Raw genomic sequence first — 22,341 nt, 5'->3', positions numbered from 1 at the left:
CTCAACATATTTCACCGTTGCTCTGCTTACGTAGAGATCTTGCGCAATTTGATCGTTGGTTTTGTACATCAGCAATAACCTCAATACCTCCTGTTCGCGACTCGTCAGCGCATCCAGTATCTCGAAGCCTGACTGATTTGCTACCTTGCCATCCATCAATCTCTTGTCAGTGGTCAAAACCTGACTCAAGGAAGAAGGCAGCTTCGAGATTAATCGACTCAGGTAATTCAAGAAATGGTGATGATTAACTGACTGAGGCTTTGACTGAATCCACTGTAAATGGCGACAGATCAGCGAATCCAACGCCTCCCCCTCGTCGAGGAAAACACCCAGGAATTGCCCAGGGGCAGCAAGAGTAAGAGCATTGTGCAAGCTTATATGCGCATGCTCCAAATGTCCCAAGCTTGCTTGACACAAGGAAACCAATGCGTGAAGCTTAATCTGACGTAGCACACGAGACTCCTGTCCGGCCTGCAACAAAGCCTGCTCCGCCAAACCCATTGCCTCTTCCAGCTTTCCTTCATGATAAAGCAAGCGAATCTGACTGATTCTGGCACCATCAATTTCTTCCGAAAAACGTACCCACCCAGCCTTGTCACTCACCTTGGAGTGATTTAGGCGAGCAAAGATAAGTTGCGCATTGGTCAAACTACCATGCAGCAATTCAAACCTTACCCGTTCATGTCCCATCATCACAGCAGCTCTTGGCCAACGCCCCGACAGTGCTAGACGTTCTCCATCGGTCAATATTTTTAGGGCCTTTTCATACTGCCCAATGCGCTGATAGATTCTTGACACAGCCCGGTAACAGATAATCAAGTAATCATGAATGGCGGCATTTTCAATAATTTCCTCAAACTGTTCAAACTGCGCCAACGCTTCATCCAGCGCGTCGCATTCGTAAAGTACCGCTATGTAACTACAAGCCAGGCAAGCTTTGGACACTGATTCTTCCAGGTGTAGCACTGGTTCACGCATCGATGACTCAAGATGTACCAAGGCATCCTGCAGGTGTCCTTGGAACATCAGGCTTAACCCGGATTTGGCCAGCGAATATGCCAGAGTAAAGGTTGCATCAGCTTGCTCGCTTAGCGTTCGGCTGTAGGCAAAACAGGCCAGTGCAGTGTCGAACTGACCTTTTGCCATGGAGATATAACCACGTATGTTGTAAACCGCGCTTAACTCGAAAATCCTGAAACGATGATTCGACGGCTCGTGTAAATCAACCGACATTAAATAATCCATCGCGTTCTCTGGTTCGTCCTGCAATATCGAAATCAAAGCAAGCGCTACCGCCGGATCACCAACCCTCAGATCCTGAAACAGGTTCACCCGCAGGCTGGGTAGCGTTTTCGCCAACTTCTCGTGACGACTCAAAAACATAAATACCCAGGAAAGCTTCACCACCACACCAGGCCTTTTCAACATCTCATCGAGTGGCAAGCGATCAAACCAGTTGTCAACTGTAATCAAATGCCCATCGGGCACCAGGGTTTCCGTCCACTGGTCGAATACATCGACAGCATCCTCAAAAGATCGGGCCGCCACATAATGATGAAGAGCCTCCTCAAGGTGATTATTGTCGCGATACCAATTAGCAGCTCGCAAATGAATCCGGGAGGTTTCTTCTTGCGGGAACCGATAAAACTGCCCCCTCAGGAATCCTGAGAATAATGCATGGTAGCTAAACCAATCCTCTGCTGACTCCAGTCTTCTAACGAAAAATCCTTCGCGCTCCAACTTGGCCAGCACATCACAAGAATCATTGCGCTCAAGAACAGCATCACACAAATGAGAACTCATAGTGGAAAGAATGGAAGTTCTCAGCAGGAAACTGCGCAAGATCTCATCTTGCTGAGATAACACATGCTCTGCCAGGTAGTCTGTTACGCCCCGAGGATAAAATCTGTTTTGCCGACTAAAAGAACTTCTGAATGCTTCAGACTGAAGCGCAAGCCGATAAAACTGAACCACTGCGGGCCAACCTTCTGTGTCCTTATAAATTGCCTCCACATCTTGCTGCGACATATCAAGGTCGTTTTCCACCTCAAATACCTTGCGGGTCTCCTCTTTTGAGAACCTCAATTCATCCGCATTGATGATCAGAATATGCTCACCCAACAATAACTTGGATAAATTCAAATCTGGTAAAACGCGGCTTGAAACGAACCACCGTATGCGGTCCGGGGAACTGCGAATCAAATCCTTGATGAACCGAAGTGTAGCCGGGTTGTTGATGGTGTGCAGGTCATCAATAAAAACACCCACAGGCTTGCCCACCGCCAGAAATTGCTCAATCACCCAATCCGTGCTGTTTTCAGCCTCGTGTAAAAACTCCGCCGCGCCTGAATCTGGTGAATTTCTGGACAGTGATTGAAAATATGAATTTAAACGCGACTGAAAGTAACTCATCAGGCGTCGAACTTCATTGTCACTTTCGTCCAGCGAAATCCAGCAAGTAAAGAAATCTTGTTCTCGGCATAGTTGCTCGACTTGAAGCATCAAGCTTGTTTTCCCGTGTCCAGCGGGTGCCTGAAAAATGACTACAGATGCCGGGTCATTGTCACGGAAAATTCGCTGCAACAATGCGCTGCGCTCAATCGCCAGGCGATTGGGCTTGGGCGTGACAATTTTTAGCTCAAATAACCTGCTACGCGGACTTGAATCCACCACACCTGTCTCCTCAATTTTAGATCTTTTGGTTGATTCTAGCCCCTGGGCGGGGAAATAACACCTAGCCACTGTCACTTCCAGACCTAGCCTTGAGGATAAAAAACCATCCTTTTGAACGGGGACAAACCACTTCGCAAACCTTTAATTTGATGAAAACACCAAGAGCCTGGAGAGGGCTCAAAAAATTCAAGCTGATTGGAGGAGATCAAATGAACGCAAGTTCTAAAAGCAAAGTAGATGTAGTGGTGGTAGGTGCCGGTTTCGCAGGCTTGTATGCCTTGCACACCTTGCGCAACAAGGGCTATTCCGTGCAGGTATACGAGGCAGGTGCGGGTATTGGCGGTACCTGGTACTGGAACAGGTACCCTGGGGCGCGTTGTGACATTGAAAGCATTGAGTACTCCTACTCTTTTTCAGAGGAGCTTCAACAGGAGTGGAACTGGTCGGCGCGCTACGCCACGCAACCCGAAATTCTTGCTTATATGAATCATGTGGCCGACAGATTCGATCTGAGAAAAAACATCCAGTTGGAAACCCGTGTTGTCAGCGCTAAATTCGACGACTCCACTTCCCGCTGGGACATCACAACCAATACTGGCGACAAAGTGAACTGTCAGTTCGTCATCATGGCAACAGGGTCACTGTCCACACCCAAGAAGCTTGATATCGAGGGCATTGACAACTTCAAAGGTGATCAACTCCACACCGCCTACTGGCCAGAAAAAGGCTACGACTTCGCAGGCAAACGCGTGGGTATTATCGGCACTGGCTCTTCGGCAATTCAAGCCATTCCCATCATCGCAAAACAAGCGAAACACCTGACGGTATTCCAACGTACTCCCAACTTCAGTATTCCAGCCTGGAATTACGAACTGAGTGACGAAGAACGTCAGCAATTAAAAGAGAACTATAAGCAGTTGCGCCAGAATGAATGGAAATCTCAAATTGGCATTGTGCGCTTAACCCCCCGAACAGAGAGCGCACTAGAGGTTAGCGAAGAAGAACGCTTGAAAGAATTTGAAGCACGCTGGAATTTTGGTGGCATCAGCTTTTATTCGTCATTTCCTGACCTGCTGATAAACGAAGAGTCCAACAAGCTGGTTGCAGACTTTGTTCGCAATAAAATTCGCCAGAAAATCAACGATCCCAAAGTGGCTGAAATGCTGATACCCAAGGGTTATCCGTTTGGTGCCAAGCGCCTTTGCGCAGACACCAATTATTACGAAACCTACAACCTCCCACATGTAAAGCTGGTGGATGTTAAAGCAACACCGTTTGTGAAATTCACACCGCTGGGTCTACAAACCACCGACGGTTTTCACGAACTGGATGTACTGATTACTGCGACTGGATTCGACGCTCTGACTGGCACCCTGAACAATATTGAGATCACCGGCCGCTACGGCGAAGTGTTGAAAGACAAATGGAAAGATGGCCCGAGAACCTACCTGGGCATCATGATTGCGGGTTTCCCCAACATGTTCATGACCACAGGGCCAGGAAGCCCCTCGGTGCTTTTCAACATGGTTCTCGGTAACGAATACCACGTGAACTGGATATCACGCGCAATCGACGATGTGCGTTCGAAAGGTGCTCAAACCATTGAAGCCAAAATCGAGTCTGAAGACGAGTGGAGCACACATGTGACCGAGGTCGGTAACCAGACTTTGTTCCCCAAGGCGAACTCCTGGTATGTCGGCGCTAATGTACCAGGCAAACCTCGCGTCATTCTGCTTTATCTGGGCGGATTCCAAGGTTATTCCCAGCGCTGTGAACAAGAAGTTAAAAACGGCTACACAGGCTGCGTTATTGCCTAAAGGCCACCTACAACAAGAGGAGATATCAATGCCAGTCGATCCACAGGTCGAGCAACTGCTCGCGAACATGGTTGCTCAAGGCATTAAAAGCTTTGAACAAATGAGCGTCGAAGAATGCCGTGCTATTGCGCCCGCATTCATCGAAATGGAAGGTCCAGTAGAGGACGTACACCGGGTCAAGGATTATTCAGTTCTCGTCAAGGATGGCGAGATTCCAGTACGTATCTATCACCCCACTGCGGCTACCAACCCTCCAGTCGTGATGTATTACCACGGCGGCGGCTTTGTCTTTGGTGATCTCGATGTGGTCGACAAGGTGGCACGCTGCATTGCCAAAGGCACAGGTGCAGCAGTGGTATCGGTAGGTTACAGGAAAGCACCTGAATACAAGTTTCCAACTGCACATCAGGATGCCTACGCTGCACTGCTTTGGGTATTCAACAACGCCAGGGATTTGAATGTAGACCAATCTCGAATTGCAGTGATGGGCGACAGCGCAGGCGGCAACATCGCCACTGTAGTTGCCCATATCGCCCGTGACGAGAATGGCCCTGCACTGAAGCATCAAGCTTTGGTGTATCCACTGGTTAATCCAGCAGGTGATTACCCTTCAAAAACCAAATTCAAGGAAGGATACCTGCTGACCAGCGCAGCCTTGGGCTGGTTTGCCGGGCACTACCTGAACAATCCAGGCGAGGAAGTTGAACATCCCTACATGACTCCCCTGAAGGCCAACTTGAATGGCCTCCCCCCGACTACCATCATCACCGCCGAATACGACCCACTTACTGATGAAGGAGAAGACTATGCCTCAGCACTTCGCAAGGCTGGTGTCTTTGTTGACTATTACATGTTTCCCGGCATGGTCCATGGCTTTTTCTGGATGAAGGGAGTGATCAACAAGAGCGGATCAGCTTTCAAACTGGTCAATGAAAAACTAACGGCAGCACTGAACAACTAGACCGATATAACCAAGGAGGAGATAACATGAAGCGAAGAAAACTTGCGATTACCATCGCGTTAATGGGAACAACTTTTGTAAGTTATGCAGCAACCGAAGCCGATGTAGATCAAGCATTCAACCCCTACAAGAATGGTGCTCCCAACATACAAGGACTGACACCCGGTACAGTCATCAACAAAACCAATCTGGCACAGTTTGAAAAGTATATCGACAAGGGCAATGCATTTGCCATCAAAAATGGCTGGTACGAAATCAAAGTTGGAAAACACAGCAACTTCGCACCACATGCCAGCTATATTGCAGAAACCAAGAAGAATCTAAACAAAACAAAGCTGGGGCCGAAACTGGGCGACATTGAAGGCTATGCAGGTGGTTTGCCTTTTCCCGAAGAACCCAAGACGAACGACCCGCGTGCTGGCGAAAAACTGGCCTGGAACTTCAAATACAACTTTGGCGCGGGTGACGGCAGCAAATACGATCCGTTCTTCTACCAGTTCCGCAACATGAACGATGGCAAACTGGAACGCGTAATTAAGTTCAGCTATAACGTTCAGAAACACAAGTTCCGTGTTCGCCAGGAGCCCATTGGCGAGATGCTTCCCAACCCGTCAGAACTCTTCCGAAGCTTCTATATCAAGGTATCTGAGCCTCAAGACGTCAAGGACACACAGCTGTTGATTCAGCGTTACCTTGATGACAACAAACTGGATGACGCTTACCTATACTTGGGTTTTCAGCGTCGAGTTCGTCGACTGGCCACGGGTCAAACAACCGATCCGTTCCTGGGTACCGACCTGATGATCGAGGATTTTGAGGGCTACAACGCTCGGGTTTCAGACACCAACTGGAAGTACAAGGAGACGACCACAGTCCTTCTGCCCATGTACAACCACAATGAGTTGCCTCTGGCCGAAGAAGGCAAGGAATCAGACGGTTACAAATACGTTGCCTCCACGGGACAGGGCAACTGTTTTGTTGATATCACATGGCAACCCCGCAAGGTTTATGTAGTTGAGGGTTCACCAGTGAAGGACAATCACCCGGTTAGCAAGCGAGTGTTCTACATCGATGCACAAACATTCACAATTCCACAAATTAATATTTATGATCGCAAGGGCGAGTTGTGGAAAATCTGGACTATTGGCTTGAGTCACCCAGATCAACACCTGCCCGTGAACAAGGGTACTGGCGTTCCCCTGTTTGATTCATTCAGCATGGTCGACGTACAGAGCAAGCACTGCACAGTGGGCTTGATCCGGGGTGAAGTAAAACAACCTGATCCAAGGCTGTTTACAGTACAGCAAATGCGAGGAGGTACAAACTAAGGTTAATTTGTAACACCAAAGTCTGTATCTGCTTTTGCCCTGACCTTTCAAATAGGCCAGGGTTTTTTTTATGCCCTGCTACTTATCAAACACTCCTCAACCAACTTGGGTTATAAAAAAAACCCCTACCAAGGCAGGGGCTGTAAGCCTCCGGGTGGAGGTGTCTATCCGGGAGACGTTACCGGAATCTGGATAGCACTGGGGTGATCAATTGCCGCCACGCATGTACTGAACACGCATCATTTCGGGAGGAGTCAGTTTGGGATCCACCAAGCCTTTGAACTGACCAGTCGTACAATGCTTGCTTTGCACATCCACCATGCTAAAGCTGTCGTCAATGGCGATACCTGTACCCTTGTTAATTGGATGATGATGATCAGGATGGCTCTTGCCAATTGTCCAACTTTTCCACAACTCATTCTTACGGTCGTACACCAGTGTTCTCGATACGGCAAAGGTTTGAGCATCCACATGCATCACACGTTTGCCGATTGGGTGAGACGAGCTTACAGGCTTTGCCTCGAGGACATGTACCTTACGCAACTGCCAAGTGATATCGGGGAAACACTGGCCCTGACCGCCAAAATTAATGAATTTGAATCCATCAGATTCCTTGAACTCATCGGTGAGTTTCATTTCATTGTGATTATAGAAAGGCATCAAGATATTCTTGGTGCCCTTGAAGGTCCAAGTCATGTCTGAAACCCGACCGTTGTATCCCTCGAAGTCCTCGATCATCAGGTCGGAGCCCAAGAAAGAATCCGTAGTTTGCCCTGTGGCCAGTCGACGCACACGACGCTGAAAACCCAGGTACAAGTTGGCTTCGTCCAGCTTCTGATCGTCGTCATAACGTTGAATCAGCAACTGCGTATCTTTCAAGTCCTGCGGTTCTAGCACTTTCACATAAATGGCTCGGAACAAATTGGAAGGGTTGGGAGAAATTTCAGGTGTCGGTGCATGCTGTACACGATGCTTCAAATTTAAAAAATGGAAGTTGTACTTGATCGTACGCTCCAGCTGACCTGTTTCCAGATTTCTGAATTTCCAGTAGAAGGGATAAATAGCCGCGCCATCACCCCAGTTGATACCATACTTGTAGTTCCACGCCAGTTTTTCGCCTGCACGTGGATCTTTCAAGTCAGGCTCCTCCAAAAAAGGCCGACCGCCAGCAAACCCGGTCAGGTCACCATTGTTGGCGCCCAACTTGGTTTTACCCAAGTTCTTGCGGCTCGCCTCGACATAATACTTATCCACATCAAAGCTGGTGGTTGAACCAACCTTGATGTCATACCAACCATTCTTGACCACCATGTACATACCGGGATCAAGCACATCTTTAAACTGTTCGACATTCGCCTTGGAGACCACGCTCCCAGGATTAAGCCCATTGAATTTCGGAACACCGTCTTTGTACGGAAAAAACGAACGTTGCAAATCGGCTTCAGTTGCAGCATATGCTGCACCAGTCATTCCGAAAATCGAGAGTGCCAATGCGAGGTAGCGTGGTTTCACTTTCTTCTCCTTTGAAGGTTGTGTCTTATGGTTTTATTTGATTAAAAGTTGTAACGCATCTGAACAAACAGATCGTCTTCTTTAAATGCCGCACCAATCGGACCAGCGCGGAATCGACCCAAGGGCTCGAATCCACCCAAACCAAATGAACCTGGTGCCGCACCTTGGCCATCTCCTGCATACTGGGTAAATGGCGCATACGGGTTACAAGAACGACAGTCGTCAAATTGGTACTTGGAGTTGTCTGCCACCTTGAAATTGGCGCCAAACACCAGCTTCAAGTTGTCAGTCACCAACCATTCCACTGAAGGTGCGATTGCGGTGGCTTTGGCACGCACGTCGTGCGCCATAATCAGCGTAGGGCTGATCCGATCATTGGCTAGGAAAGCTTTGATCAAAAGCGTTCCGATTGCGTTGGTTTCCCAATCAGGCATACCGGCAAGACCAAGTGGCTTTTGCTCTACTTCATGGTCAAGAATGTGCTGCAAGAACAACTGACCAGAAATCAAGGTAGTACGACGTGGGTTGATCCAGTCGATGAAGGTTGGACGATCCACACCAACCACAGCCCGGAACACGTTGTTCTCCGAATACAGCTGGGGACGAAGCGTGTTGGCAAACTCTTCGCCTTCAGTCATTGCGGCTTCAACGCGAACTGCAGCGCCTGCGGATTCCAGCTGGAAGTCAAGTGAGCCACCGATCAAGTTAACTCGGGGGTAGACGAAGTCAAACGCTATCAGATGCGTATTGGCAGTGGTTTGAGGTGTACCTGTGAAGGGGTTCACAGCGCCAGTTTGAATACCCCGAAGCGACGGTAATTGAGAACGGTAGGTTAATGCATTCACCGAGAAACTCAGGCCTTCTTGGGTAATTCCTTCGTATTTCAAACCAAGCTGTGTATTGTCCAGCTTCCAGTCCGGCAATTCCACATTTCGAATACCAATCTGATTAGGACCAAAGTTAGTTGCGAAGTGTTGGCCCATACCATTTGATGCAAAGTTAGCAACCGTGCCGCCGTTGTCCCACAGGTTTTTCAAACCGCGGAACAAACAACCTGCATCCAGAATTACGTTAGGTTGACCGCACTGACCAAGGTTGTTAGGGCGGAACTGATCGAAATTCCACACCACTTGCAGATTGCGATCCTGCATCGTTTCTGACGGACCAAGGCGCCACTCAGCCTGAGCAATCCACATCGGAATGCGAATGTCCTCTAACTCGTCGTAAATATTGTTGCGTGAAAAATCAACTGGGTTGATTACATCCAGTACACGGAACAAATCTGTACGACCCCACACTACCTGCTGCTTCCCTACTTTAACAAACAGGTCAGTGCCATCTTTCAATGCAAAAGTATTGGTGGCATACGCCTCTCGAATAAAGTCAAGGCGGCTGTTGAATTCAGGTGCCGCCAGTTCGTTAAATGTCAAATCACCGTAACCGCCAAAGTCGACGCAACCACGGGGATCCACATCACAAGGACGAACAGGCACTCCAAATGCTGCACCGCCATTGGTACCATGCCAGCGGTCTCCACTGACACGTAAACCCTCGTTCGGATTGTTGGGGTAATTATCAACAAACTGGTTATTTGGCAAACCAAACGCGCCGTTCACCGCAGTGAAACCCAGGCCTCCTCCTTGCGGAACTGATCCTCCAATCGCAGTGCTCTCCAGCATGATTGGACCACCCGCAGTTTTGCCAAACTGGTCAGGATTCAGGTGGTAAACACCGTCGTAAGTGCCGCGAAAAATACCGTTAAAACGCCAGCCGTTCTTTCCCGTGCGTTCACCCTCAGCGATCAGTGTGTTGCGAAATTTCGCAATACCAACAGTTTGATCGGTGTTGTCCTTTCCTCGAAATGCGGTGTGGTTCTCATAGAACAAGTCCACCTCGTAATCCTCGCCTTCAAACGTTGCTGCTTTTGCAATGCCTGGTAGTGCACCAAGCAAGGCTGCTGCCAACACCGCTGAACGCAGAGCAGGTTTATGTCTCATCTTTTTCATGTTGCCCCTTCTCCTTTTTTGCTGTTGTACTGCTTGATAATTTTTCAGGCGGCTTTCGCCAGTTTCAAATCAGCGGCTTGTGCCTTTTCTATGTGCACTTCACCCATTACAAACTTCGGTTTGAACACCACACACCACGCCGGCACAATCAACATGGCGGCGATGGCATTCACAATCAGCATGAAACTCAGCAGCACGGCCGCATCAGACTGGAATCGGAGATCGGACATGAATATCCACAACACCACGCCAGCAATCAGCGTGGCGGCAGTGAAGCTGACGGCATAGCCTGTGGAGGCCACGGCATTGATCACGGCTTGCTTGATATTTTTGACGACATGCATTTCTTCGCGAATGCGGTCCATGAAGTACACGGCATAGTCGATACCGACACCTACACCCACCGCAATCACCGGCACAGTGTTCACACTGATACCGATACCAAATGCACCCATGTAGGCGTAGGTCATTAGCGTGGCAAACAGCATGGGCATGATCATCAGCCAGCCAGCATGAACCGAGCGGTAATACACCATCACCAGTGTGAAGGCCATGATCATCACTGCAGGAATGATAATCATGTGGTCGGTGTGCAAAGCCTGGTTGGCTGCCGCTGTCACGCCAATAATGCCGCCACCCAGTTCAATGGTCAGTCCGGGTACCTCGGCTTCAGCAATGCGCTTTCCTTCCTCAGCCAAAGCAACAATGCGGTTGATGGTGCTGGCCTTGTGGTCTTTGTAGTAAAAAACTATGTTGGCTTCGTTCTCATCGGGCGTTACAAACTCTTTCAGCGCACCTGGAATCGGACTGGACACCTGATATGCAAACATCAATCCGCCTACTTCGGCCTCGTTGTCGGGCAACTGCGCCCAGCGGGGATCGTCGTTGTGCAATAACCGGTTCACCACACGCACTACCCCTGGGATGGCTTTGGTGCCACCCAGCTCAGGGTCGCTTAGCATGTGTGCCTGAAATTTTTCAATCGCTGCCATCACTTCTGGCCGCTTGATGCCACCCTTCTCTGCCGTGCGTGCCAACACATGCAATTCTTCGGAACCTGGGAATAGGTCGTTGATGGCCTTGGTGCCCAGGTTGTAGTCATGATCACGGTTCAGAATTGGCGAGCCAGGCTCAGATTCACCCATCTGTACATCTTTCACGTAATAGAATCCGACGGCAGACAAAGCCACTGTAGCCACCAACACAGTGACAGCGCCATTGAAACGCGCCACGGTTTTGCTTGTGATGCTGCCCAGCGCATCACGAATACCCTGGTTTTCGTTCTTGGTATTTTTGGGTTGGGGAAGAATGGTCAGCGCCAGTGGCACCATGAAGTGCACTGTGAAAATGACCGAGAAGCCCCAGAAGCCGGCTGCGATACCGAGCTTGTAGTTGAACGGTGCAGCACCCAGCACCAGCACGGCAATACCCAAGGCATCCACAATAATGGCCAGTGAACCTGGGCGGAAAAGTGCTTCCAGCGCATTACGTGCAGCCTTCTTTCCATTCTTCACAATGGCCAGTTCTTCGTAATAGCGCACCACCAACTGCACACCATGCGAAGTGGCCCGTGCGGCAATCAAAAACGGAATGGGCAGTGACAGCGGCTCAAGATTAATACCCACCATGGCCATGAAACCCAAACCCCAAATCGATGACAAAGCAATTCCCAACAAAGGCAAGGCAATGCCGTAGAAACGTCGGAAATACACAATCAGCAATAGTGTGAGTAAAGCCAGTGTATAGGCCATGATCGCAACCAACTGGTCTAAGTAGGTGTATACCCAACCGGTGAGCACAGGGTTGCCTGTGGTGTACAAATTGTGTTTGTCGTCGGTCAACTCACTGCGCAGTTGCATCAGCGCACCGAATGTTTTTTCGTAATCAATGTCACCTTCGTTCAGCTGCGCTTTAATCAAGGCGGCCTTCATATCAGGCGACACCAGCAAACCGTAAATGGTGGGGTTCGCGGTCACGTCTTTCTGCAATTGTTTCAGTTGGGTATCACTTAACTCGCCGTTATTGCTGTCGTAAAACGTGTCGGAAAGAAAGGCACCGGTTTCATCCAGATAAATTTTTCGAGAGGAACGGTGAGTCAAGCTGCTGACCAGGTTGTGGTTCACACTCGGCAGGTTGTCCACACCTTGTGTGGCTTTCTCAATCAACTTCAAGGTGTCGTTGTTGAAAATCGTGCCTTCTTTCACCTCCACCGCCATCACCACCATGTTGGCGCCACCGAAGTTTTCTTTCAGTTGGTTGTAGGTTTGGATATAGGGGTGGTTTTGCGGTAACAAGTCCGAGAAATCGGAATACACCTTCAGCTGAGGAATGGCTGCGGCAAAACCCAAGGTGACGAGCATGATCATGCCCAACACAATTTTCGGGTTGGCAAACAACCACTCCTCGGCGCGAATAATTTGTGCGATCAAACGATCGGCGAATGACTTGATCATGATGGGTCCGCCTGACTGGAGTTGGAACTTTGAACAGTGCGAAGCAGGCCGCCCGGGCCGCCCACAACAATAGATTGATCACCTGACACAGCAGCGCCAAGGAAAGACAACACGGGGCGTTCATAGGCCACGCGCACCCATTGATCACCCTCTAGCTTCGCCAGCGTGCCATTGGCACCCACACCATGTGGAAACCCTGCGTGCATGAAAAGGCGATACAACGGCGCCTCTGTGGTGTTCACCAAGCGCGCCCAAGTCACCCCGCCATCCGTGGTTTTCAACACCTGACCTGCCAGCCCACTTGCATAACCTGTGAAAGGATCAGTGAACAAAGCGTCGTAGGTGTAGAAATCACCGGCGATCGTTTCACCGCGTTGCCAGGTTTGGCCCCCGTCATCGGTAAACGCCAGCATGCCGAACTCACCAAAAGCAATTCCATGGGTATCACTGGTAAAAGCCAGTGCCGTGAACTGTGCATCTTCATCGAAGCTGACAACGCGCCAGCTCTTGCCCTGGTCAGTGGAGTTGATCAGGTTGGAACCAGAACCGACCACCCACAAACCACTGCTGTGGCACTCTATTGCCACCGGGCTGGAGGGCTTGTCGAATTTGGAGGGTAACCAATCTTTGAATTCGCCGGAGGAAGTCCACACCGTGTTGTATACATCCAGCATGGCAGCGCTGCCATCGGGGCAAAATGTCGAATCAATGAACGATGCGGTGTCCGATACCTGCTTGCGGCTCCACGTATTACCAGCGTCGGTAGACACAGTCACAACACCGGTTTGCGTACCACCCAACACCGTCGTGCCGGAAGCGCTCAAGGTTTGAATAACCTCAAAACGTTCAACAGTTTTTGGGGGCTGCGCTGAATTGCTGCCGGATTGAACCGTGCTGTCAGCACAAGCGTTCAACAGCGCAGCACCGACCACTGCAAGCAGTGCCAAGCCAATTGTTGATTTTTTTAGGCGCAAAGGCGCCCCTGAATACTGAATATTCACAATGTCTCCTGCCTTCTCTGTTTGGCAAATGAAAAGCTGCTGTGGTTTTTATGTGCAGCTGGAATGCGAACGGTTTAACTCACTGGCTTATCGCCCCCGGTCTTTTGCAGACACGCCTGCAATGCCCCAATTGGTGCTGGGTACCTCAATGATCTGAACCCGCACCGCTTCAATCGGTGCACCCACAGCCTCAACCAAGGCCTGGGTCACCTTCTCAATCACCGCACGTTTTTGCTCTTCCGTGCGCCCTTCAATCAAATTGATTTGTGCAAATGGCATGCTGTTCGTCCTCACTCAAAACGCAGGCCGACCTGGCCCAAACCCTGCACATGCAAGGTGACGTTGTCGCCAGCTTCCACGGCCACGGCCTCGGTAATGCCACCCGATAAAATCAGCGAACCTGCCGGTACAAACTGATCGCGCTTGGCCAGTTCATTGGCTAGCATCGCAATGGCTGCTGCCGGGTGACCCACCACTGCGGCACCTGCGCCAAAAGCCACGGGCACACCATTTTTTTCCAACACAATGCCAGTGGTTTTCAAGTCCATGCCGTTGACTGGTTTCATGGTGCCACCCACCACAAAACGTGCAGCGGACGTGTTGTCTGCAATCACGCTTTTCAAATCAAATTTGAAATCGCGGTAACGTGAATCGATCACTTCAATGGCTGGCATCACAAAGTCAGTGGCCGCCAGCACAGTGGCAATGTTGCAACCTGGGCCACGCAAATCAGCTTTGGTAACAAAGGCAATTTCAGGCTCCACCTTTGGGTGAATCAACTCACTCACCTTCACGGCCGAACCTTCCGGCACGCTGTAGTAATCAGCCAGAAACCCGAATACGGGTGTGTCTACGCCCATCTGCTTCATTTTGGAATGCGAAGTCAAACCAGCTTTCAAGCCCACAATGCGCACGCCACGGCGTTCTTTGCGAGCGCGAATTTCATCCTGAATGGCATAGGCATCGTCCCAATCCATGTCTGGGTGGTCATCGGTAATCTTCACCACATCGCGCGCATTCAGTTCTGCGCTCTCCAGGTGCTCCGCCAGTGCAGAGATGGTTTTTTTATCGAGTTTCATGCAACGCTCCTTGCACGGGCCATGGTAATGGCAGTGTCTTCAATCATGTCTTCCTGACCGCCCACCATGCCGCGTCGTCCAAGCTCAACCAAAATTTCACGAGCGCTGATGCCATACTTCTTCTCGGCTCGCTTGGCAAATAACAGGAAGCTTGAATACACACCGGCATAGCCAAGGGTCATGGAGTCTCGGTCAATGCGAATGGGGTGATCCATGATCGGCACCACAAGGTCTTCGGCCACATCAGAAATCTTGAAAACATCAACACCCGTGTTGATTCCCATGCGTTCACACACCGCCACAAGCACTTCCATCGGTGTGTTACCTGCCCCCGCACCCAAACCGGCTGCGGCTGCATCAATGCGGCGAGCGCCGCCACGAATGGCTTCGATGGAGTTTGAAACGCCCATCGACAGGTTGTGGTGACCATGAAAACCAATTTCGGTATCAGGCTTCAGTGCATCGCGCACTGCGCTGATTTTTGCGTACACATCTTCGGGCAGCATGTAGCCTGCAGAGTCAGTCACATAAATGCAATTGGCACCGTAGCCTTCCATCAATTTGGCTTGCTCAACCAGCTTCTCTGCACTGGCCATGTGGGCCATCATCAGGAAACCCACAGTGTCCATATCCAGCTTGCGGGCATAAGTGATGTGCTGCTCACTCACATCGGCCTCGGTGCAGTGGGTGGCTACACGTATGGTGTGAACACCCAGTTCCTTGGCCATTTTCAAATGATCCACCGTACCAATACCAGGCAACAACAAGGCGGACACCTTGGCCTGCTTCATGGCAGGAATCACTGTGCTTAAATAGGCTTCATCGCTGTGCGCCGGAAAACCATAGTTCACCGAAGAACCGCCCAGACCATCACCATGGGTCACCTCAATCAGTGGCACACCTGCCTCGTCCAGCCCCTTTGAGATGCTCAGCATTTGTTCCAGGCTCATCAAGTGGCGCTTAGGGTGCATGCCATCGCGAAGCGTCATGTCATGCACTTTGATTTCAATTCCTTTCAAGCTCATGGGGTTCTCCTTAGGCGCTCACGGTGGGTTCAAGGGTCAGCTTGCCGCTCAGAATTTCCTCGGCAAACATTTCAGCCGTGCGGGCTGCAGCAGCCGTCATGATGTCGAGGTTACCGGCGTACTTCGGCAGGTAGTCACCCAAGCCTTCCACTTGCATGAATACCGACACACGGTTGCCATCAAACACAGGACCGTTCACCAGCGTGTAACCAGGTACGTACTTCTGTACTTCCTTGATCATGTCGTGAACCGACTTGGTAATTGCTTCCTGATCGGGCGTGCCTTCCACCAGGCAGTGCACGGTGTCGCGCATGATCAAAGGTGGCTCGGCAGGGTTGATGATGATAATGGCTTTGCCTTTCTTTGCTCCGCCCACTTTTTCAACAGCACCAGCTGTGGTGCGGGTGAATTCATCAATATTTTTGCGGGTACCCGGGCCTACGGATTTCGACGATACCGTGGCCACGATTTCGCCGTAGCTAACAGGTTGAACACGCGATACGGCGTACACCATGGGTATGGTCGCCTGGCCACCGCAAGTCACCATGTTCACGTTCATTTCACGCTTGCCTACATGCTCCTTCAAATTAACCGGGGGCACACAAAAAGGTCCAACTGCTGCGGGCGTGAGGTCGATCATTAACACACCCAGTTCATTCAGCTTGCGACTGTTCTCGGCGTGAACATATGCACTTGTCGCATCGAATGCGATTTGCACGCCATCCGCTTCCACATGCGGCAGCAAACCATCCACACCCTCAGCGGTTGTTTTAATACCCATTTCACGCGCACGTTTCAAGCCGTCGGATTCGGGGTCAATCCCCACCATCCACACAGGCTCCAGCACACTGCTGCGTTTCAGCTTCATCAAGAGATCGGTACCAATATTGCCGGGACCAATCAGTGCGCATTTGATCTTTTTCATCATCGAATTCCTTTTGCGTTTTGCGTTGTAACTTACGCGAAGCGAACAGAGCAGTTGCCAATGCCACCAATCGACATGTGCAGCGAATCGCCTGCCTTCACGGGAATGAGTGCTGCCAGAGAACCTGACAGAATAATTTCACCTGCCTTCAGGCCAATGCCCAAACGACCCAGCGTATTGGTCAGCCAAACAATCGCATTCACTGGGTGCCCAAGTGCAGCAGCGCCAGCGCCAGTGCCCACGATGTCGCCATTTTTTTGCAGTACCATTCCGCAAGTAAACAGGTCCACTTTACGAGGATCTACAACCCGGTCACCCAACACAATCGCACCGCAAGAGGCGTTGTCGGCCACGGTGTCTTGAATCTTGATTTTCCAATCAGCGATGCGTGAATCCACGATTTCGAAACAGGCCATCACGCCTTCTGTTGCCGCCAGCACATCGGCAGCGGTTACTCCGGGGCCCATCAAATCGCGTTTCATCAAGAATGCGATTTCACCTTCCGCACGCGGTTGAATCAGGCTGGCCGCCTCGATGGCCTCGCCTTCGTTGTACACCATGCCATTGAGCAGGTAGCCAAAGTCGGGTTGGTGCACATTCAGCATGTTCATCACGGCGGCACTGGTCACGCCAATTTTTTTACCAATCACGTGCTCGCCATTGTCCAAGCGTCGCGCAATCATCCTCTGTTGAATGTGATAGGCGTCTTCAATCGTGATATCGAAACCACGGCTGGTCAGCGGAGCAATGGTGTGCCGTTGGGTCAATGCGTTGTAAAGTTCATCGCCCAAGTCGCGAATTTGAGTAGCGTTCATTTGCTTTAAGCCTCTTGCAGGAAGTCGGTCACCAAGCGCTCAAAGCGCGCAGCGTGTTCAATCTGGGTCCAGTGCCCGCACTTGCCATAAACATGCAGTTGCGAATCCACAATCATTTCGTGCAGGCACAGCGAAGTACTCAACGGAATGACCTGATCATCCCGGCCATGCACAATCAAAGTGCTTTTCTTCAGTGCGCGAATATCACTTTCATGACTGGCCATGGCATCAACCCACCGCTGTCGTGGTGCCGGGAACATGGCTGAGAAGCTTTCCTGAAAACCGGGGCGAATGCTGGCCTGAAAACGCAACTGAGCCAGTTCATCGTTCACAAGGCCACGGTCGTATGCGAAGTAATCCATAATGCGACGCATATTCTCGAATGACGGCTGGTAACCCCACACTGCATCCAGTCCCTCAGTAATCGGGAATGGGACACCTACACTGCCCATCAACACCAGCTTGCGTACACGCTCTGGGTGACGAATGGCCAGTGCCAGAGCAACAGCACCACCAAAGGAATTGCCGATCAGGTCTGTTTGCTCAATTTTCAGTGCATCCATCACGCCTACCGCATGGGCCACCCAGTTGTCCAGGTTGTATTGGTAGCCTTGGCGGCGCTCAGTGAAACCGAAGCCCACCATGTCTGGGGCCACCACACGGAATTGTTTTGCAAAACCGGGTATCACCAAGCGCCAGTTCGCCCAAGCCGAAACACCGGGGCCCGAACCATGAATCAACATCAGGTTGGTGCCCTGGCCTTGATCGTGATAATTCGTTTGAAGGCCGTTGGCCTCAATGCTCAATCCAATTTCTGGTGAAGCGGGTGCGTTCATCGTGGACTCCTTACAGCTTCACGCAAATGTTTTTCAGCTCGGTGTAAAACTCCAGCGAGTGCACACCCCCTTCGCGGCCAATACCCGATTGCTTGGCACCACCAAACGGTGTGCGCAAATCTCGCAGAAACCAACTGTTTACCCAAGCCAAACCCACTTCAATCGATGCGGCTACTCGGTGCGCTTTGGCCAGGTTCTGGGTCCACACCGCAGTGGATAGGCCATACACATTGTTATTCGCACGGGCCACCACTTCTTCCTCGGAATCAAAGGGGGCAATATGGCAGCAGGGCCCAAAAATTTCCTCCACACACACCGCTGCGTCGTCGTCCAGCCCGGTCCAGATGGTGGGTTGCACCCAGGCGCCGTTGTTCAACTCGCCGGGCATCTCAAACGCATTACCACCTGTAACCACAGTTGCACCCTGCTCTACCGCCTTGCGGTAAAAGCCCAGCACTTTCTCGCGGTGTTCTTGAGAAATCACTGGGCCAATGCCTGTGTCGTTGTGCTCTGGCAGTCCAGGCTTCAGGCTTTCCGCGCCCTTCTTCATGGCGGCCACAAATTTGTCGAAAATCGGGCGTTCCACATATACGCGTTCGGTGCCCAAACACACCTGCCCGCTATTGGCAAACACCGAGCGCATGGTGCCTTCGATGGCGGCATCAAAGTCACAATCCGCGAACACGATGGCGGCATTCTTGCCACCCATTTCAAGGCTGACTGGGCGCGCGCCCTGCGCAGCCGCTTTCATGATGGCTGCGCCGGTGCGTGTTTCGCCAGTGAAAGTAATTGCATTCACATCGGGGTGGGTAGTCACGAACTCACCTGCGGAATCCGGACCAAAGCCATGAACCACGTTGTACACGCCTGGTGGTACGCCCACCTTGTTCATCACCTCGCCCAACAGTGCAGCAGTTTGCGGCGTTTCCTCGGAGGGCTTCACCACCACGGTGTTGCCACAGGCCAGCGCAGGGCCCACTTTCCAGGTCATCAACAACAACGGGAGGTTCCAGGGACAAATCACGCCCACTACACCAACCGGGCGACGAATTGAATAGTTCAACGCACCACGTTCATCCGGAGTGGCCATCTCAAAGCATTCTGTGGGCACATTCTTGATGGTGTCGGCGAATACTTTGAAATTGGCCGCCCCGCGGGGAATATCAATGTGACTGGCCAGGCTCATCGGTTTACCAGTGTCGGCAACCTCAGCCTGCAAAAAGTCATCGAAGCGGCGATTGATTTCATCGGCTACGGCGTACAACATTTGCACACGGTCGGCCACGGGCATCCTGCCCCATGGGCCTTTCAATGCTGCCTTGGCTGCGGCTACAGCATCATTCACCTGCGCGCGGCCAGCTTCATGCACCTGCGCAATCACCGCGTTGTTCAAGGGCGAGTGCTTTGGAAATGTGTTTCCCGTTGCCACGAATTCCCCGTTGATGAAGTTCAAGACTTCTTTCATTGCATTCTTCCTTGCCAATCGATTAAACCATGAACAAACGATAAAACTTATTTTTCTCGACGTCAATATATTTTCTCGAGAAAATTATTTTTCTTCGACAATATTGATTAACACCGCAACTCGTCTACAATGGCGAAACAGAAAGAATTTTTTGGGGTGTGTATGAATGAAGTGGTCTCATTGCCGGGCAGCGTCACCAACGGCGAAAGCTTGACCCTGGCCGAAACTGCTTACCGCAAGTTGCGCAACGACATCATTGAAGGCGTGCACAAGCCGGGTACCAAGCTGCGGGTGGAACACCTCAAAGACGACTACGAGGTGGGTGCGGGCACTTTGCGTGAAGCGCTGCAGTTGCTGCTGAATGACGGACTGGTGGTAGCACAAGGGCACCGTGGCTTTACAGTCGCCCCGATGTCTCCTGAGGATTTTCAGGACATTACCCGCACTCGCGTCATGATTGAAACAGAGGCCCTGCGCCAAGCCATCGCCCTAGGCGATGATGAATGGGAAGCCGAGGTGATGGGTGCATTTCACATGCTGAGCCGAGCAGAGTCACGCTTGGGCGAAGAAACCGTTGAAACCCGCAGCGAGTGGGAACGCAAGAACCGCTTGTTTCACGACACGCTCATTTCCGCCTGCCCTTCACGTTGGCTTAAGCAGTTTCAGCACCTGCTCTACATGCAGTCAGAACGTTATCGCAGGCTGATTCTTTCGGAGAAGCCCATTCCACGCGATGTGCATTCCGAGCACGAGGAAATTTTGAACGCCACTTTGAACCGCAACAGCGAACTGGCCACGCAAATTCTGGCGGAGCACATCAACCGATCCTTGATCGCGGTTCAAAAGCTGCCCAAAGAAAGGTTCGGAAAGTAATTAGCTGCTGAGCATCGAATGAATCAATGCTGTTACGGGTGTATCGATTCCCAAGCGTTCAGCACGTCGAAGCACACTACCACTGATTGCATCCAACTCCAAAGGCCGGCCCTTTTCAAGGTCGACCAACATCGAAGTTTTAATCGGATCGAACTCACAGATCAACTTGAACATCTCATCCACATCTGACTGGCTCAACACCACATCGTCAGCGCTTGAAACCGCTGCAACCTCTTGCATGGCGGCGTAAATGACTTGCCGGTAATGTGGATGTTTCGTTAAAAAACCAGTATCCCGTCTGGTCAAAGCCGACAGCGGATTAACACCATTGTTCACCAAAAGTTTTTTCCACAACTCATGGCGAATATTGGCAACTGCACGGGTAGGAATTCCTGAAGCATTGAAAGCGTCCGCCAGCCTTTTCACTAGGCCCTGTAAGCCTCCATTGACAACCGAATTGGGCCATGCACCCAGAACAATTTGACCCAAACCCTGTGCTTTGACACATCCGGGTGACACAATGTGCGCACCGATTCTGACAGCCAAACCACCGACCACACGTTGTGCACCAAGCAGATTGGCAAGGACACCTTCGTTTTCAACTCCATTTTGCAATGACAAAATCGGTGTGGACGCACTATCCAACCAAGCAGAGGTTGAACCGAGCCAATTGGCAGTGTCTTGCGACTTCAAAGTGAGCACAACAGCATCGAAATCACCGCATCGGTAATCGCTTTGCAGGGTCACCTCATCGACTGCACACACCGGTTCCTGGAATGAGAAATGGTTATGCTCAACTCGCAATCCATCTTGGCGCAAAGCCTCAAGATGACTTCCACGCGCCATCAACAATACTGAATTTCCACCTCCAATCAAACGTGCTGCGTAGTATGCGCCCACTCCACCGGCGCCCACAAACAGCAAGCGCAGAGGTTTACTCTCACCAAGCGTTTCCATAAACTCTCCTTAAACATCACCATACCGCAAAGAAAATTCCATGGCATCCCCAACCGCATGAGCAACTCAAACATTTTCAAAGACAGCGACCTCGAACCCGTCCCAATCACCGACACTGACCCCAGTGTTTGGAATTGCCCCCCGCAATTCATCGGCAAGCTTACCGTACAACCCGAACATCTCGATGAATTCGAGCACACCAACAACACCATTTACCTGGTGTGGATGCAAGCCATCGCGGCTTTGCACTCTGCTCAACTCGGCCTTACCTTTCAAGACTTTGTAAAGCTGGGCTATGGCTGCGTGGCACGTCAACACCACATGGAATACAAGCGCCCCACCTTCGCTGGCGACACGCTCTGGATTGCAACCTGGATCAGCCACAACGATGGTAAAGCCGACATGATTCGCCAGTATCAGTTTGTACGCGAAAGCGACCACACCACTGTGATGCAAGGTCACACCCAATGGGTGTGTATCGACATGAAAACAGGTCGCCCCAAAAAACAACCACTCCGCTTTGTTGAAGCCTATAAAGTTGTTCACACAAACCAAAACTGATTCAACGGAAAGACAACCACTCCTTGGTTCAACCAATTCAGTAATAGTGGACAC

The 22,341-nt window shown here is 51.0% G+C and carries 18 protein-coding genes; 5 read left to right on the top strand and 13 right to left on the bottom strand.

The features are described from left to right. On the bottom strand, nucleotides 1-2,673 hold a 2,673-nt coding region (locus A0129_RS10355), incomplete at its 3' end, for a LuxR C-terminal-related transcriptional regulator (protein ID WP_291714732.1). A 209-nt stretch (nucleotides 2,674-2,882) separates the two neighbouring features. Between A0129_RS10355 and A0129_RS10350 the strand changes: the two genes are divergently transcribed. From A0129_RS10350 to A0129_RS10340, 3 genes are read left to right on the top strand one after another with little or no spacing between them, the layout of a single operon-like run. Beyond that, nucleotides 2,883-4,490 carry an NAD(P)/FAD-dependent oxidoreductase gene (locus tag A0129_RS10350; protein ID WP_291714730.1) on the top strand — a complete coding sequence of 536 codons (1,608 nt, stop codon included), beginning with the start codon at nucleotides 2,883-2,885 and terminating at the stop codon, nucleotides 4,488-4,490. A 28-nt stretch (nucleotides 4,491-4,518) separates the two neighbouring features. Then, on the top strand, nucleotides 4,519-5,451 hold the full coding sequence (locus A0129_RS10345) for an alpha/beta hydrolase (protein WP_291714728.1): 933 nt from the start codon (nucleotides 4,519-4,521) through the stop codon (nucleotides 5,449-5,451). 26 nt (nucleotides 5,452-5,477) lie between these two features. Next, entirely contained in the window at nucleotides 5,478-6,779 is a 1,302-nt protein-coding gene (locus A0129_RS10340) for a DUF1329 domain-containing protein (RefSeq protein WP_291714727.1), read from the top strand. A gap of 207 nt (nucleotides 6,780-6,986) precedes the next feature. Here A0129_RS10340 and A0129_RS10335 read toward each other — a convergent pair whose 3' ends face one another. From A0129_RS10335 to A0129_RS10285, 11 genes are all read right to left on the bottom strand, one after another. Beyond that, nucleotides 6,987-8,291: a DUF1329 domain-containing protein gene (locus A0129_RS10335; RefSeq protein WP_291714725.1), complete on the bottom strand. Its 1,305-nt coding sequence runs from the start codon at nucleotides 8,289-8,291 to the stop codon at nucleotides 6,987-6,989. 41 nt (nucleotides 8,292-8,332) lie between these two features. Next, nucleotides 8,333-10,297: a DUF1302 family protein gene (locus tag A0129_RS10330; protein WP_138517584.1), complete on the bottom strand. Its 1,965-nt coding sequence runs from the start codon at nucleotides 10,295-10,297 to the stop codon at nucleotides 8,333-8,335. 44 nt (nucleotides 10,298-10,341) lie between these two features. Then, complete coding sequence (locus tag A0129_RS10325) at nucleotides 10,342-12,750, bottom strand: MMPL family transporter (RefSeq protein WP_291714723.1); 2,409 nt, start codon at nucleotides 12,748-12,750, stop codon at nucleotides 10,342-10,344. Further along, nucleotides 12,747-13,751, bottom strand: coding sequence for a YCF48-related protein (locus tag A0129_RS10320; RefSeq protein WP_291714721.1), 1,005 nt, complete (start codon nucleotides 13,749-13,751; stop codon nucleotides 12,747-12,749). The genes A0129_RS10325 and A0129_RS10320 overlap by 4 nt, the downstream gene beginning before the upstream one ends. 87 nt (nucleotides 13,752-13,838) lie before the next feature. Continuing rightward, nucleotides 13,839-14,030: a 2-hydroxymuconate tautomerase gene (locus A0129_RS10315; RefSeq protein WP_105029444.1), complete on the bottom strand. Its 192-nt coding sequence runs from the start codon at nucleotides 14,028-14,030 to the stop codon at nucleotides 13,839-13,841. A gap of 11 nt (nucleotides 14,031-14,041) precedes the next feature. Next, a complete protein-coding gene (gene dmpH / locus A0129_RS10310) occupies nucleotides 14,042-14,830 on the bottom strand; it encodes a 2-oxo-3-hexenedioate decarboxylase (protein WP_008250718.1) in 789 nt (262 codons plus the stop codon). Continuing rightward, the gene (gene dmpG / locus A0129_RS10305; RefSeq protein ID WP_291714719.1) at nucleotides 14,827-15,855 is read right to left on the bottom strand and encodes a 4-hydroxy-2-oxovalerate aldolase; all 1,029 of its coding nucleotides are present in this window, start codon (nucleotides 15,853-15,855) and stop codon (nucleotides 14,827-14,829) included. The genes dmpH and dmpG overlap by 4 nt, the downstream gene beginning before the upstream one ends. Nucleotides 15,856-15,865: 10 nt before the next feature. After that, nucleotides 15,866-16,783: an acetaldehyde dehydrogenase (acetylating) gene (locus A0129_RS10300; RefSeq protein WP_291714716.1), complete on the bottom strand. Its 918-nt coding sequence runs from the start codon at nucleotides 16,781-16,783 to the stop codon at nucleotides 15,866-15,868. A gap of 29 nt (nucleotides 16,784-16,812) precedes the next feature. Further along, on the bottom strand, nucleotides 16,813-17,595 hold the full coding sequence (gene dmpE, locus A0129_RS10295) for a 2-oxopent-4-enoate hydratase (RefSeq protein WP_105028395.1): 783 nt from the start codon (nucleotides 17,593-17,595) through the stop codon (nucleotides 16,813-16,815). 5 nt (nucleotides 17,596-17,600) lie between these two features. Then, on the bottom strand, nucleotides 17,601-18,431 hold the full coding sequence (locus A0129_RS10290; RefSeq protein WP_105028394.1) for an alpha/beta hydrolase: 831 nt from the start codon (nucleotides 18,429-18,431) through the stop codon (nucleotides 17,601-17,603). Nucleotides 18,432-18,441: 10 nt separating this feature from the next. Beyond that, the gene (locus A0129_RS10285; RefSeq protein ID WP_275269982.1) at nucleotides 18,442-19,896 is read right to left on the bottom strand and encodes a 2-hydroxymuconic semialdehyde dehydrogenase; all 1,455 of its coding nucleotides are present in this window, start codon (nucleotides 19,894-19,896) and stop codon (nucleotides 18,442-18,444) included. A gap of 162 nt (nucleotides 19,897-20,058) precedes the next feature. Here A0129_RS10285 and A0129_RS10280 point away from each other — a divergent pair, with 162 nt between their 5' ends. Next, the gene (locus A0129_RS10280; protein ID WP_275269983.1) at nucleotides 20,059-20,769 is read left to right on the top strand and encodes a GntR family transcriptional regulator; all 711 of its coding nucleotides are present in this window, start codon (nucleotides 20,059-20,061) and stop codon (nucleotides 20,767-20,769) included. Here the strand turns inward: A0129_RS10280 and A0129_RS10275 are convergent, their stop codons facing one another. Then, entirely contained in the window at nucleotides 20,770-21,726 is a 957-nt protein-coding gene (locus A0129_RS10275; protein ID WP_291714714.1) for a 2-dehydropantoate 2-reductase, read from the bottom strand. A 57-nt stretch (nucleotides 21,727-21,783) separates the two neighbouring features. On the opposite strand from A0129_RS10275, the gene A0129_RS10270 reads away from it, so the two are divergent. Then, nucleotides 21,784-22,287: a thioesterase family protein gene (locus A0129_RS10270; protein ID WP_291714712.1), complete on the top strand. Its 504-nt coding sequence runs from the start codon at nucleotides 21,784-21,786 to the stop codon at nucleotides 22,285-22,287. The last annotated feature ends 54 nt before the right edge of the window (nucleotides 22,288-22,341 follow it).

This window comes from Limnobacter sp. CACIAM 66H1, from assembly GCF_001601825.1.
Taxonomy (GTDB): domain Bacteria; phylum Pseudomonadota; class Gammaproteobacteria; order Burkholderiales; family Burkholderiaceae_B; genus Limnobacter.
This window is presented reverse-complemented; position numbering and strand designations above follow the sequence as displayed.